Source organism: Micromonospora hortensis (assembly GCF_022230935.1).
Classification (GTDB): domain Bacteria; phylum Actinomycetota; class Actinomycetes; order Mycobacteriales; family Micromonosporaceae; genus Micromonospora; species Micromonospora hortensis.
This window is the reverse complement of sequence record NZ_JAKKFE010000026.1, coordinates 169,507-182,234: the sequence shown is the minus strand read 5'-3', so window position 1 is coordinate 182,234 and position 12,728 is coordinate 169,507. Positions and strand designations below refer to the sequence as shown.

General features: G+C 71.0%; 13 protein-coding genes. 11 read left to right on the top strand and 2 right to left on the bottom strand.

Annotation, left to right across the window (positions count from 1 at the left end):
• The first annotated feature begins 31 nt into the window (after positions 1-31).
• The 6 genes from egtC (at position 32) to NIE111_RS19235 (ending at position 3,524) form a co-directional block, all read left to right on the top strand.
• A complete protein-coding gene (gene egtC, locus NIE111_RS19260; RefSeq protein ID WP_238685704.1) occupies positions 32-808 on the top strand; it encodes an ergothioneine biosynthesis protein EgtC in 777 nt (258 codons plus the stop codon).
• 20 nt (positions 809-828) lie between these two features.
• Positions 829-1,794 (top strand): L-histidine N(alpha)-methyltransferase, encoded by a 966-nt coding sequence (gene egtD, locus NIE111_RS19255; RefSeq protein ID WP_238685703.1) that lies wholly within the window; start codon positions 829-831, stop codon positions 1,792-1,794.
• 218 nt (positions 1,795-2,012) lie between these two features.
• Entirely contained in the window at positions 2,013-2,600 is a 588-nt protein-coding gene (locus tag NIE111_RS19250) for a TMEM165/GDT1 family protein (protein ID WP_238685969.1), read from the top strand.
• 39 nt (positions 2,601-2,639) lie between these two features.
• Positions 2,640-3,002 carry a DUF1622 domain-containing protein gene (locus tag NIE111_RS19245; RefSeq protein WP_238685702.1) on the top strand — a complete coding sequence of 121 codons (363 nt, stop codon included), beginning with the start codon at positions 2,640-2,642 and terminating at the stop codon, positions 3,000-3,002.
• Positions 2,999-3,322: a hypothetical protein gene (locus tag NIE111_RS19240; RefSeq protein ID WP_238685701.1), complete on the top strand. Its 324-nt coding sequence runs from the start codon at positions 2,999-3,001 to the stop codon at positions 3,320-3,322. Before NIE111_RS19245 ends, NIE111_RS19240 begins: the two co-directional genes overlap by 4 nt.
• 4 nt (positions 3,323-3,326) lie before the next feature.
• The gene (locus NIE111_RS19235) at positions 3,327-3,524 is read left to right on the top strand and encodes a hypothetical protein (protein WP_238685700.1); all 198 of its coding nucleotides are present in this window, start codon (positions 3,327-3,329) and stop codon (positions 3,522-3,524) included.
• Positions 3,525-3,632: 108 nt separating this feature from the next.
• Here NIE111_RS19235 and nhaA read toward each other — a convergent pair whose 3' ends face one another.
• The gene (nhaA, locus tag NIE111_RS19230) at positions 3,633-4,991 is read right to left on the bottom strand and encodes a Na+/H+ antiporter NhaA (RefSeq protein ID WP_274531373.1); all 1,359 of its coding nucleotides are present in this window, start codon (positions 4,989-4,991) and stop codon (positions 3,633-3,635) included.
• Positions 4,992-5,328: 337 nt separating this feature from the next.
• On the opposite strand from nhaA, the gene NIE111_RS19225 reads away from it, so the two are divergent.
• Entirely contained in the window at positions 5,329-6,789 is a 1,461-nt protein-coding gene (locus tag NIE111_RS19225) for a tyrosine-protein kinase domain-containing protein (protein WP_238685698.1), read from the top strand.
• Here NIE111_RS19225 and NIE111_RS19220 read toward each other — a convergent pair.
• A complete protein-coding gene (locus NIE111_RS19220; RefSeq protein WP_238685697.1) occupies positions 6,770-7,324 on the bottom strand; it encodes an arsenate reductase/protein-tyrosine-phosphatase family protein in 555 nt (184 codons plus the stop codon). The genes NIE111_RS19225 and NIE111_RS19220 overlap by 20 nt on opposite strands.
• A 168-nt stretch (positions 7,325-7,492) precedes the next feature.
• Between NIE111_RS19220 and NIE111_RS19215 the strand changes: the two genes are divergently transcribed.
• The 4 genes from NIE111_RS19215 (at position 7,493) to NIE111_RS19200 (ending at position 12,724) form a co-directional block, all read left to right on the top strand.
• On the top strand, positions 7,493-8,719 hold the full coding sequence (locus tag NIE111_RS19215) for a glycosyltransferase family 4 protein (RefSeq protein WP_238685696.1): 1,227 nt from the start codon (positions 7,493-7,495) through the stop codon (positions 8,717-8,719).
• A gap of 124 nt (positions 8,720-8,843) precedes the next feature.
• The gene (locus NIE111_RS19210; RefSeq protein WP_238685695.1) at positions 8,844-10,622 is read left to right on the top strand and encodes a DUF4012 domain-containing protein; all 1,779 of its coding nucleotides are present in this window, start codon (positions 8,844-8,846) and stop codon (positions 10,620-10,622) included.
• Positions 10,623-10,635: 13 nt separating this feature from the next.
• Positions 10,636-11,265 carry a hypothetical protein gene (locus NIE111_RS19205; RefSeq protein ID WP_238685694.1) on the top strand — a complete coding sequence of 210 codons (630 nt, stop codon included), beginning with the start codon at positions 10,636-10,638 and terminating at the stop codon, positions 11,263-11,265.
• Between the two features lie 892 nt (positions 11,266-12,157).
• Positions 12,158-12,724, top strand: a complete 567-nt coding sequence (locus tag NIE111_RS19200; protein WP_238685693.1) for a hypothetical protein — start codon at positions 12,158-12,160, stop codon at positions 12,722-12,724.
• Positions 12,725-12,728 lie beyond the last annotated feature (4 nt).

Below are 12,728 nucleotides of genomic sequence, written 5' to 3'. Positions count from 1 at the left end.
CCGGCGGCCCGGCGGCGGGCCGGGGGCGCTGATGTGTCGCCACCTGGCCTACCTGGGGCCGCCGGTCACCCTGGCCGAGCTGTTGTTCGATCCTCCGCACTCGCTGGTGCGGCAGTCCTGGGCGCCCCGTGACATGCGTGGCGGCGGCACGATCAACGCTGACGGGTTCGGTGTCGGTTGGTACCCGGGTGAGGGTGAGCCGGTGCGGTACCGGCGGGCGCAGCCGATCTGGAGCGACCCGACCATCGCCCAACTGGCGGCGGTGACCCGCAGCGCGGCGGTGGTGGCGGCGGTGCGCTCGGCCACTGTCGGGATGGCGGTGCTCGACGGCGCGGCGGCGCCCTTCGCCGAGGGGCGGTGGCTGTTCAGCCACAACGGTGTGGTCCGCGGTTGGCCGGACGCCGTGGTGCCCCTCGCCGCCGGTCTGCCGGTGCGTGACTTGCTCACTCTGGACGCCACCACCGACTCGGCGCTGCTCTGGGCGCTGGTGCGGCATCGGTTGCGCGCCGGTGCCGATGCGGTCGAGGCGGTCGGGCGGACGGTGACGGACGTCGTCGCCGCCGCCCCCGGGTCGCGGCTCAACCTGCTGCTCACCGACGGGCACCACGTGGTGGCGAGCGTGGCGGGGCACGCGTTGTCGGTCCGCCAGACGCCGGGTTCGGTGCTGCTCGCCTCCGAGCCACACGACGACGATCCCGGGTGGCGGTCGGTGCCGGAGGGGCACCTCGTCGTCGCCACCGCGGGTGAGGTGCTGGTACGTCCACTGCCGACCCCGGTGAGCCGCGCCGGGCAGGCACGCAATGGTTGATCGAACAGAGGAGCGAACCGATGACCGCAGAACCCCTGGAGATCTACCTCGAACAGGGTGACCTGGAGCGTGGCCTGCGCGACGACGTCCGGGCCGGGTTGAGCGCCGGGCAGAAGTGGCTGCCGCCGAAGTGGTTCTACGACGCTCGGGGCAGCGAACTCTTCGAGGAGATCACCCGACTGCCCGAGTACTACCCGACCCGGGCCGAGCGGGAGGTGCTGGCCGCGCACGCTCCCGACATCGCGACGTTGACCGGGGCCAAGACGCTCATCGAGTTGGGCTCCGGCTCGTCGGAGAAGACCCGGCTGCTGCTGGACGCCTTCACCCGCCGCGGTGGGCTGGGCACGTTTGTCCCTCTCGACGTGTCGGTCAGTGCGCTGCGTGGTTCCACCGCCCAGATCGCGGCCGACTATCCCCGCCTGCGGGTGCGGGGCATCGTGGGGGACTTCACCCGACAACTGGACCGGCTGCCCACCGGCGGTCGGCGGTTGGTGGTGTTCCTCGGCGGCACCATCGGCAACCTGTTGCCCGCCGAGCGGGCCGAGTTCCTGACGGCGATGCGCGCCGCGCTGGAGGTCGGCGACTGGTTGTTGCTCGGCACGGACCTGGTGAAGGACCCGTCGGTGATCGTGCCGGCGTACGACGACGCCGCCGGGGTCACCGCCGAGTTCAACCGCAACGTGCTGCACGTGATCAATCGGGAGTTGGGCGCCGATTTCGACCCGACCGCGTTCGAGCATGTCGCCGTGTGGGATCCGGACCACGAGTGGATCGAGATGCGGTTGCGGGCGACCCGGCCGATGAGCGTGCGGGTGCTGGGGCTGACAGTCGATTTCGCGGCGGGGGAGGAGCTGCGTACCGAGGTCTCGGCGAAGTTCCACCGGGAGGGGATCGCCGCGGAGCTGGCTGCGGCCGGCTTCGCCACCGCGGATTTCTGGACCGACCCGGACGCGCTGTTCGGCGTCACGCTGGCGCGGGCGCGGTGAGCCTGTTCACCCGGCTCGGCCGGGCCGGACGGTGATCCGATAGGCTGATCACGCGAAGGGGAGTAGCCCCCAATGTCGTGGTCGACATACTGGTGTGTTCCGCACCCGGCCACGCGGCCCCGGTTCTTCTCGGGGCGGGCGAGACCTTCGACTCAGGCTGTTGCAGCCGGGTCGAGGGCGCCCCTGTACCTCCTCCCGGCGTGAACGGGAAGGACGTCATGGAGGGATTTTTCGCCGCGCTGGTCGTCAGCTTCGGCGTCATCTTCGTCGCCGAGCTGGGGGACAAGTCCCAGCTGATGGCGCTGACCTTCGCCACGCGGTTCAAACCGATTCCGGTGCTGATCGGCATCACTGTCGCCACCGCGGTGGTGCATCTGGCGTCGGTCGCCATCGGCGCGGGCCTCGGGGCGGTGCTGCCGACCGAGTGGATCTCCCTGGTCGCCGGCGTGGCGTTCCTCGGGTTCGGTGCGTGGACGTTACGTGGGGACAAGCTCACCGAGGAGGAGAAGCGCAAGGCGGAGAAGACCAACAAGACCGTGCTGGTGGCGGTGTCGGTGGCGTTCTTCCTCGCCGAGTTGGGTGACAAGACGATGCTCGCCACGATCACGCTCGCCACCAAGTACGGCTGGTTCGGCACCTGGCTCGGCTCCACCCTCGGCATGGTGGCCGCGGACGCGCTGGCCATCCTGGTCGGCCGGATGCTCGGCCGGCGGCTGCCGGAGAAGACCATCAAGTACGGTGCCGCGATCCTCTTCGCCATCTCCGGTCTCTGGCTGATCCTGGAAGCGGTGAACGAGCTGACCTGAGCGCCGACTAGCTGCTCGGAGGGCGGGTAACGGCCCGGGGTGGAGCCGGCCGAGTTGTTGCGCCAGGGCGACCAGGTGCTGGTTGCCGTGGTCGAGGTGGCCGGCGCGCTGGTGATCTTCGTTGGCGCGGTGTGGGCGGCGGTGCGGTTCGTGGTCGAAGGGCTGCGACACCGCAGCGCCGCCCGCTTCACGCCGATCCGGCTCTCGCTCGGCCGCTTTCTGACCCTCGGCCTGGAATTTCAGCTTGCGGCCGACGTGCTGCGCACGGCGGTGTCCCCGTCCTTCACGCAGATCGGCCAACTGGCCGCCATCGCGACGATCCGAACGGCGTTGAACTACTTCCTGGGCCGCGAGATCCGCCAGGAGCAGCGTCAGGTGGCCGAGGGGGAGCGCCAATCGTGACGGGCATCCTGGTCACGGTGGTCACCGCCCTGGCGCTGGTCGCCGGGGTGCTCACCACACTCACCACCGGGGCGCTGCGCAGCGGGGTCCGGGTACTGCTGGACCTGCTCACCGCGGCCGGCCTGCTCCGGCTCGCCGGCGAACCGGGTTGGAACGGCCTGGCCGGCGCGGTGGCGATCATCGCCCTGCGTCAGCTGCTCGGGGCGGCGCTCAGCCACCCACCCCCATGGTCCGGCCGACAATCCCCGGCGCGCTGCGCCGAGGACGATCACCACCTACCGTTGGCCTCGACAGGTGAAACGGGAAAAGCGGGAGGATGACCACATGAGCCGGCACGACGAACCGAACGAATACGGCTACGCCGGCGGTGCCACCGCCCCGGAGCCGCCGCCTGGCGGGAAGCCCGACGAGCAGGATCGCGTCGAGGCGGTGGCGGTGCCGGGCGACGACCTCACCGCGCCGACGGCCGAGGCGCTGGTCGAGGAGACCGAGGACCTGCCGCCCGCCGACCGTCGCCACTGAGCCTTAACCCGCGCCAGTGGTGCGGTGGCGCGGCACGACGGCGAACCCGCGCTCGCCGCGCCGCGCCACCCCTCGACGCTTCGCGTCAACCCCGGCGCGTCGGCGCGTTCAGCGGGCGTCGGGGTGCTGGTAGACGTCGGGTACGCCATCCCCGTCAGCGTCCAGCCGCTCCTTCTCCGCCACCCTCCGGTACGCCGCGTTGCGGCGGCTGAGCACCGCGGCGGCCAACCCGGCGGAGATCACCGAGCCGAGCAGCACGGCCGCCTTGACCCGGTCGTCGATTGTGCTGCCCGCCCCGAACGCCAGGTCGCCGATGAGCAGCGAGACGGTGAAGCCGACGCCGGCCAGCAGGGCGATCCCGAGCAGGTCGGCCCAGGTGATGTCCTCGTCCAGTTCGGCGCGGGTGAACCGGGCCAGCAGGTACGTCGAGCCGAAGATGCCGATGCTCTTGCCGAACACCAGGGCGGCGACGATGGCGATCACGATCGGGTCGCTCAGCAGGGCGCCCAGGTCGGTGCCGCGCAGGGTGACCCCGGCGGCGAAGAGGGCGAAGATCGGCACCGCGAAGCCGGCCGACACCGGCCGCCAGCGGTGTTCCAGGCGGGCGGCGAGCCCACCCTCGCCCGCCTCCGCGCTCGCGGTGGCCGGCTGGCCGCGGCCAGCCGGTCGACGGGCGAGCACCGGGACCGTGAAGCCGAGCAGGACACCGGCGACAGTGGCGTGCACGCCCGAGGCGTGCATCAGTGTCCAGGCGGCGATCGCGAGCGGGATCAGCGCCCACCACCAGGTGCGTCCCCGCTGCACCAGCACCGCGAAGAGCGCGATCGGCGCGAACGCGGCGAGTAGCGGCACGGGGTGGAAATCGGCGGTGTAGAAGATCGCGATGATGGTGATCGCGAACAGGTCGTCGACCACCGCGAGGGTGAGCAGGAATGCGCGGAGGCCCTGGGGCAGATGTGAGCTGACCACAGCGAGCACGGCGAGCGCGAACGCGATGTCGGTGGCGGTCGGAATGGCCCACCCGCGCAGGCCCTCCCCGCCCCCGCTCAGCACCACCGCCACGTAGATCAGCGCCGGCAGCAGCATCCCGCCGAGCGCGGCAGCTATCGGCAGCGCGGCTCGGCGCGGATCGCGGAGGTCACCGGCGACGAACTCCCGTTTGAGCTCCAGGCCCACCACGAAGAAGAAGATGGCCAGCAGGCCGTCCGCCGCCCAGGTGGCCAGATTCAGGTCGAGGTGCCAGGGCGCGCCGGGCCAGGGCACCACATCACCGAGGCGGGCGTACGAGTCGGACCACGGGGAGTTTGCCCAGACCAGCGCGATCACGGCACCTGACAGCAGCAGCGCGCCACCGACGGTCTCGGTGCGCAGCACGTCGGCCAGGTGCCGGGCCTGTGGCCAGGACGATCGGGAGAACAGCCGGGTCTTCGGCGGACGTGCGCCGGACGGCGGGGTGGGGGTGGTCAACTTCGGGCTCACCTACAGGAGTCGGGACGGCAGGAATCCACTCGCCGACCAGACTTCCCGGCACACCGCTGTCGACCCTATCCGGCGGCGCGGTCGGCGGCGACCGCTGGGCCGATCGGACGCTGTCCGATCGCTCTTCGACTTTTCCCCGTTGTCGCCGCTGCCGATTGGACGTTTGTCGGGTTGGTCATGCGGGCGCACATCTCGCCGCCGGAATATAGGTAACTCCGGACATAAGCCGTATGAACGGCTTTAATGGTTTCACGAGTTTAGAGACGACCTTGGGGGTTTTCGTGAAGTTCTTTGCCGTAACCGGACCGGCACGGGGGCGCTCCTGATGGACCTGCTCCGCCAATTGCGCCACGTGCGTCGGCACTGGTGGGTCGCGCTGGTCACGGTCATGGTGGCTCTCGGCGTCTCGGCGTTCCTGACCGTACGGGCCCAACCCCGGTACGTCGCCTCGGTGACCTTCTTCGTCACCACCCCCAACACCGGCGTCACCGACGCCTACCAGGGCGGGCTCTTCCTCCAGCAGCGTGTCAAGTCGTACGCCGACCTGCTCAGCAGCGACCGGCTGGCGCAGAGCGTGGTGGCCGAGACCCCGGTTGGCCTCACCGCGGACGAGGTGCAGCGCCGGGTGAGCACCTCCACCGAGACCGGCACCGTTCTGCTGCGGGCATCGGTCACCGACACCGACCAGACTCGCGCGTTGCGCGTGACGGAGAGCCTCGCCAACAAGTTCGTCGAACTCGTACAGAAGGTGGAGACGACGCCGGAGGGCAAGGCGCCCATCAAGATCGAGGTGGTCAGTGGCCCGCGGGTCAGCGCCAACCCCGTCTCGCCGCAGCCGGTCCGCAACCTCACCCTCGGTGGGCTGGTCGGTCTGCTCCTCGGCATCGGTCTGGCGATCCTGCGCGGCGTCGCCGACGTCCGACTGCGCGACGCCGCCGGCCTGCAACGCGCCACCGGCAGCCCGCTGCTCGGTGAGATTCCGTTCGAGGCCAACGCGCGCAGCGCTCCGCTCATCGTGGGCGACGCCGCGACCTCGGCGCGCGCCGAGGCGGTGCGCAAGCTGCGGACCAACCTGCGCTTCGTGGACGTCCATGAGCCGGCCCGGGTCATCGCGGTGACCAGCGCGCTGCAGGGCGAGGGCAAGACCACGCTCTCCTGCAACCTGGCCATCGCGTTGGCCGAGGCGGGCTGGCGGGTGCTTCTTGTCGACGCCGATCTGCGCCGCCCGAAGGTCGACGACTACCTGGGCCTGGACGCCGGCGTCGGCCTCACCGACGTGCTGGTCGGCGACGTGAAGGTGGGCGACGTCGTACAGCGCTGGGGCGACAAGTCGCTGCTGGTGCTGCCCAGCGGGTCGGCCCCGCCGAACCCGAGTGAGCTGCTCGGCTCCAAGGCCATGTCGGACCTGCTGCTGGCGCTGCGCGAGTCGGCGGACATCGTGATCATCGACACCGCCCCGCTGCTCGCGGTGACCGACGGGGTGGTGGTGGCAGTGCAGGCTGACGGCGCGCTGCTGGTGACCCAGCAGGGTCGTACCTCGCGGACCCAGGTCGCCGCGGCGGCCCGGTCACTGCACTCGGTCTCGGTCCGGCTGCTCGGCTGCGTGCTGAACATGGCCAAGGTGGCCAAGGCCGAGGCGTACCAGTACGAGGCCTACCGGGTGGTGGCCTCGACGGCCGAGACGTCGGTGCCGGCCGACCGGGCGTCCGGCCGGCACAGCGCGACCGCCGACGGGGTCAACGGCGTCCCCGACCACACCCAGGAACTCACCCGGCTGCCCCGATGAGCGCGGCGAGGGGTCGCAGCGAGCGTTCGATCTCCTCGGCGCAGCGTCGGAAGTCGGCCGCGGTACCGCCGATCGGGTCCCGAAGGTCGTCTTCGTCAGGGGCGGCGGGTTGCAGCCGTCCCCGTGCCTGGGCGGCGGCGGCGATCGCCGCCCGCAGCGGGTCGTCGGCCGAGTCGGCGGGTGGCTCGGCCGCCGCGGCCAGCCGGCCGAACTGGCGCAGCGTGAACGTCCGGTGCAGCGCTCCCGGTGCCAACGCGGTGCAGACCGAGCGTTGGCGTCGGGTAGCGGTGAGCACGAGCGTCGCGTCGACCAGATACTCGGGGCGCAATCCCCGGGTCCGGAACGCCGCCGGGTCCGTGCCGCTCTCGGTCACGACCTCCAGCGCGTACGGGTGCATGGCCAACCCGTCGATCGCGTCGGTGCCGGCGCTGACCACCTCGACGGGTCGGTCGGCCAGCAGCCGGCGGGCCAGGTACTCGGCCATCGGTGACCGGCACAGGTTGGCGTGGCAGACGAACAACACGCGATCAGCCATCGGTGCCCCTCTCATCGGTACGGACACCGAAGCGCGCACCGCGGGGGCGGTGCGTCGACGCCGGTGGCCGCGCGGGGAGGGGTTGTCGGCATCGTACGCGCGCCGTACGCCGGCCGGTCGTGGTGCCGCGCCGATCGTCGGCGATCCCTGTGGGACGGGGGCGCACCGGTGAAGATCGGCATCCTGTCGTACCACTTTCCGCCCGAGCCGGCGTTCATCCCGGGGAGTCTCGCCGAGGAGCTGGCCGCGCGTGGGCACGAGGTACGGGTTCTCACCGGCTTTCCGGACTACCCCGGCGGCCACGTCTATCCCGGCTGGCGACAGCGGTGGCACCACGAGACGCACAGCCAACGGCTGAGTGTGCGACGGGTGCCCCGGTACCCCGGGGGTGCCGCGTCCGTCGGCGGCCGAATGGCCAGCTACCTCTCCTTCGCCGGCAGCGCGGGGCTGGTCGCCCGCCGGTTCCTGGGCGACGTGGACGCGCTCTACGTCTTTCAACTGCCGGCGACGACGTTCGCCGCCGCCGGGGTGCTCCGGTTGCTCGGGCGGGTGCCGGCGGTCCTGCACGTGCAGGACGTCTGGACCAGCGACGGCGCGGACGAGGGGGGCGAGGGGCGCTGGGCGGCGCGGATGGGCAGCACGATGACCCGGATCTACCGGACCGCGGCGCGAATCGCGGTCGCGGCGCCGTCGATGCGGGACCTGGTGGTCGCCGCCGGCGCCGACCCGAACCGGGTCCGGCTGGTGCTGAACTGGACCGACGAGCGGATCTTCTACCCGGCGACGCCAGGCGCGGCGGCCCGCCAGCTGGTCCGTCGCGACGGTCGGTGCGTGGTGATGCACGCCGGGACCATCGGGGCGCGACAGGGGCTGGAGACCGCGGTCCGTGCGGCCGCGGCACTGGACCGGACGATGGATCTCGTCCTGGTCGGTTCGGGCGCGGCGGAGCGGCGGGTGCGGGGGCTCGCCGCCGAGCTGGGCGCGGAGAACGTCCGTTTCCTGGAGCGGCGGTCGCCGGTCGACATGCCCGAGCTGTACGCCGCCGCCGACTATCAGCTGGTCATGTCGCGCGACCTTCCCGAGCTGCGCGGCACGGTTCCCGGCAAACTCCAGGCCGCGCTGTCCTGCGCCGCGCCGGTGATCGCCTCCGCCGGTGGGGACACGGCCGAGTTGGTCGAACGGGTTCGGGCTGGTTTGTCCTGCCCGCCCGAGGACTGGGCGGCGTTGGCCGACAGGTTCTGGTTGGCAGCCACTATTCCGCCGCCGAGCCGCACCGAGATGGGTCGCCGGGGGCGGGCCGCGTACCTGCGCGAGATGTCGCTGCCCGCGGGCGTGGACCAGATCGAACGGCTGCTGCACGAGGCGGCCGGGCGGGTCGCAGAGCCGGCCACGTAACTGCGAAGGAAACTCGCTTAAAGGACCAGAAATGCAATAACGGTACGAACTTCCCTCAGGCGTGTTAAGAACGTCAGGGAATCGACCTTCTGTCCGGTTCCGCGAATGGGAGTTAGGTGTGACGGTGAGCGAACGTCCGATCCGGCGGCGGAGCCGTTCCCGGCGTCGTCGGAGGGCCCGACTGCGACGGGCGCTCCTTGGCGCCCTGGTGGTCGGCTCGCTGCTACTGGCGACCGCCGGGTGGATCGGCTTCCGCGGCTGGCAGGCGCGCACTCACCTGCTCAACGCCGCTGGCCTGGCCCGAGAGTTGAGCGCCCAGATCGTCGGTGGGGACACCGACCGTGCCCTGCGGACGCTCGCCGCCCTCCAGGAGCAGGCCGGCGCGGCCCGTTCGGCAACGGCCGACCCGAGTTGGCAGCTCGGACGGCGTACGCCGATCGCCGGCGACGACCTCGACGCCGTCGCGCAGATCGCCGTCGCCATCGACGACCTGGCCCGGCACGCGTTCCCGACCCTGCTCCGGACGGACCTGGCCAGCCTGGTGCCGACCGGCGGCGGGGTGGACCTCGCCCGGCTCGCCGCCGTCTCCACGGAGCTGACCGGGGTGCACGAGTCCGTGCAACGGACCCGCCAGAACCTGGCGGCGGTGCCGGCCGACAGCCTGGTCAGCCAGATCCGGCAGGCGCTGAGCGACCTGCGCGACGAGATCGACCGGCTGGCCAGCCTCACCACGGCTGCCGACCAGGGCGCCCGCCTCCTCCCGCCGCTGCTTGGCGCGAACGGCCCCCGCCGTTACCTGCTCGTCTCGCAGAACCTCGCCGAGCTGCGCGCCACCGGCGGCATGTTCGGCGCGTACGCGATGATCGAGGCGGAAAACGGCAAGGTCAAGATGGGCAAGCAGGGCAGCACGTCCTCGCTCGGTCAGTTCACCCCGGCGCTGAAGGTGCCCGCCGAGACCCGGGCCCTCTGGACGGACCTGCCCGGCATCTACCCCGCCGACGTCAATCTGTCCCCGCACTTCCCGACCGCCGCCACGCTGTACCGCGAAATGTTCCGGCGCAAGACCGGCACCACTGTCGACGGCGTGCTCGCCGTCGATCCGGTGGTGCTGTCCTACCTGCTCAAGGCGACCGGTCCGGTGCTGGTGCCCGGCGGTGTCCCGCTCGCCAGCGAGAAGGTAGTGCAGACCCTGCTCAACGACAGCTACCAGCGCCTCGACGTCAAACAGCAGGACGAGTTCTTCGCGGCGTCGGCGTCGGCGGTGTTTGACGCCTTCTTCAAGAAGAATGTCAACCCGCGGGTGTTGTTGTCCGCATTTGACCGTGCTATCACTGAACGCCGGATATTGTTCTGGAGTGCCCGACCTGAGGAACAGCGGACATTCGGCGAGAGCCGGATGGCCGGGACGCTTCCGGAACAGGACACCGTGCCGACCGTCGGCGTGTTCCTCAACGACGGCAGCGGCGCGAAGCTCGGCTACTACCTGCGGCCGACGGCGAACCTGATGGTCGGCGAATGCCGGTCGGACGGTCGCCGTGAGCTTCGGCTACGGGTGACCCTGCGCTCAACGGCACCGAAGTCCGGACTTAGCAAATCCGTGCTCGGCCTCGGCCTGGCCGGCGATCCGTACACCGCCCGCACGTTGGTGTCGATCTTCAGCCCGGCTGGTGGAGCGGTGCTGGAGGCCCGACTGGACGGGGCCGAGACGGCGCTTGGCAGCGGCACGGAACGCCGCCGCCAGGTGGCCACGGCCAGCGTCGACGTCGGCCCCGGCGCCGAGAGGGCGCTGGAGGTCACCGTGCTGACGGCCAAGACCGGCGTCGGACAGGCCGAGCTGTGGCTGACCCCCACCGCCAGCCCCTGGACCACCCAAGTTCATTCCGCACCAAGCTGTGATCAGTAGGAGGGAACCAATCATGCGGCTATCCCGCATCATCATGGCGCTCACGGTCGGCCTGGCCGTGGTGGCCGTGCCGACGGCAGCGGGGGCGGCACAGCCGCAGCCGCAGCCCACCGCGACCACCGATCCGCCGCAACCACCGCCGTACCCGCCGACCGCCGCGTCGCTGACCGTCAACCGCCCGACGATCTACCTCGGCGAGACGGTGGTGCTGACCGGCACCAACTTCGGCCCGAACGAGACCGTCGACATCAACGTGACCGTCACTCCGCAGGCCGCTCCGGCCGGCGGTGCGGCTCCGGCTCGCCGCAGCGACGGCAGCACCGTGGCCATGGCTCCGGTTGCCTACCAGGCGAGCGCGCCCCTGCACTTCACGGCGTACACCAACGGCCAGGGCCGCTTCACCAAGAGCTACAAGCCGTCAGTGACGGGTCTGCTGACCTTCACCGCCACGGGCCGGGAGTCCGGCCGTACCGCCACCACCGAGCTGCGGGTGCTGCACAAGAAGCAGCCGCTGCCCGTCACGGGTGACAGCCTCGGCACGCCCATGAAGCTCGGTGGCGGCCTGGTCGGCGCCGGAGCCGTGATGCTGCTGCTGACCCTGGCCTGGCGTCGACGCCAGCGCTTCGGTGGTGCGGCGCACTAATCCACACCACCGGGCTGCGCCCGGACAGCACTCAAGCTGGCGCCCGTCGGAACACTCCGACGGGCGCCAGCCTGTTCAGAGAGAGGGCGGCCCGCCAACGCCGTTCATCGGGCCATGATCGGTACGGCCATGCCCGCCGATGTCGACGTCGACACACCTGGGTACGGCCGACGCGTCGAGACTCGGCCCGGCCCGCGCCTCTTCACCGGCGACAGTCTCTTCCCGGGTGGGGTGGGTGACACCGGCGGACGGCCTTCAAGGCGGTCACGGTGAGGGCCCCAGCCAAGAGCATGGTGTCCGTCTTACGGCCTTCGCGTGCTCGGCCCGGTCGTGGTCGACTCGGGTTTGCGGAAGTCGGGGTGTGCTGGGTGCCTGGGATGGCCCGACTTGAGTGAACCCGAGTGGATCACGCAGGTGAGGGTCGGTTCGGCGCTGTCGGCCCGGTGGGTAATGGGTAGTTTGTCCGTTGGTGGGCGTTGGTGGGGTGTGGCCCGGGGCACTCGTGGGCCGGAATCATGGCCGGGCCGGGGTCGTTACATACCCTGACGATCGCAGTACCACCGACCCGCAGCCCGACCCCTGAGGGCAAGTCGGAATGACCCCGGCCCTCCGGTCGTTACAACCCCCACGAACGACCGCAGGCACCGCCACACGAGGGTGCCGGCAGGTGGGCCGACCCCGGAATGACCCCGGCCCTCGGGTCGTTGCACAGGGTCCCGGCGCCACGAGCCCTCCGGCTCGGCAGGTCGCCGACCCGACGCCCCACACGGTGTCACCCCCCCAAGACTTTTTCCCCGTTTGATGCAGCGCCGGACGAGGTGCTCACACCCCGTCACCGCCGTTCCCCCCTTTGTGGCGGTGTGGGTGTTCTACCCCCGAAGGAGCTACCCCCATGAACACGATCTTCCGTAAGAGCATGCTGTCTGTTGCTGGTCTCGCGTTCGCCGGTGGTGTCTTCGCCGGCCCGATCGCCGCCCACGCCGCCACCCCGGCCGTGGATGCCAAGCCCGTCGCGGTCACCGTGCAGTCGGCGGCGCCGAGGCCGCAGGGCGACCAGTCGCGCATCAGCCTCAACGACGAGCAGACCGCGAACGTGAAGGCGATCATCGCCGCTACGAAGAAGGCCGGTCTGCCGGAGCGGGCCGCGGTCATCTCGATCGCGACGAGCCTGCAGGAGTCCAAGCTGGAGAACCTGGGTCACCTGGGCGACCTGAACGACCACGACTCGCTGGGCCTGTTCCAGCAGCGCCCGTCCAGTGGTTGGGGCACGCCGGAGCAGATCACCGACCCCGCCTACTCCACCACCGCGTTCCTCAAGGGTTTGAAGCAGGTCGACGGGTGGCAGGACATGGCCTTGACCGACGCCGCGCAGACCGTACAGGTCTCGGCCTACCCGGACGCCTACGCCCAGTGGGAGCAGCAGGCCACCGACCTCGTCGCCCAGTACTGGAACAGCTGACCCG

What these genes read in the sequence shown, in the direction of transcription:
- egtC (WP_238685704.1), top strand. Translation starts at nt 32, where the DNA reads ATGTGTCGCCACCTGGCCTACCTGGGGCCGCCGGTCACCCTGGCCGAG.
- egtD (WP_238685703.1), top strand. Translation starts at nt 829, where the DNA reads ATGACCGCAGAACCCCTGGAGATCTACCTCGAACAGGGTGACCTGGAG.
- NIE111_RS19250 (WP_238685969.1), top strand. Translation starts at nt 2,013, where the DNA reads ATGGAGGGATTTTTCGCCGCGCTGGTCGTCAGCTTCGGCGTCATCTTC.
- NIE111_RS19235 (WP_238685700.1), top strand. Translation starts at nt 3,327, where the DNA reads ATGAGCCGGCACGACGAACCGAACGAATACGGCTACGCCGGCGGTGCC.
- NIE111_RS19225 (WP_238685698.1), top strand. Translation starts at nt 5,329, where the DNA reads ATGGACCTGCTCCGCCAATTGCGCCACGTGCGTCGGCACTGGTGGGTC.
- NIE111_RS19220 (WP_238685697.1), bottom strand. Translation starts at nt 7,324, where the DNA reads ATGGCTGATCGCGTGTTGTTCGTCTGCCACGCCAACCTGTGCCGGTCA.
- NIE111_RS19205 (WP_238685694.1), top strand. Translation starts at nt 10,636, where the DNA reads ATGCGGCTATCCCGCATCATCATGGCGCTCACGGTCGGCCTGGCCGTG.
- NIE111_RS19200 (WP_238685693.1), top strand. Translation starts at nt 12,158, where the DNA reads ATGAACACGATCTTCCGTAAGAGCATGCTGTCTGTTGCTGGTCTCGCG.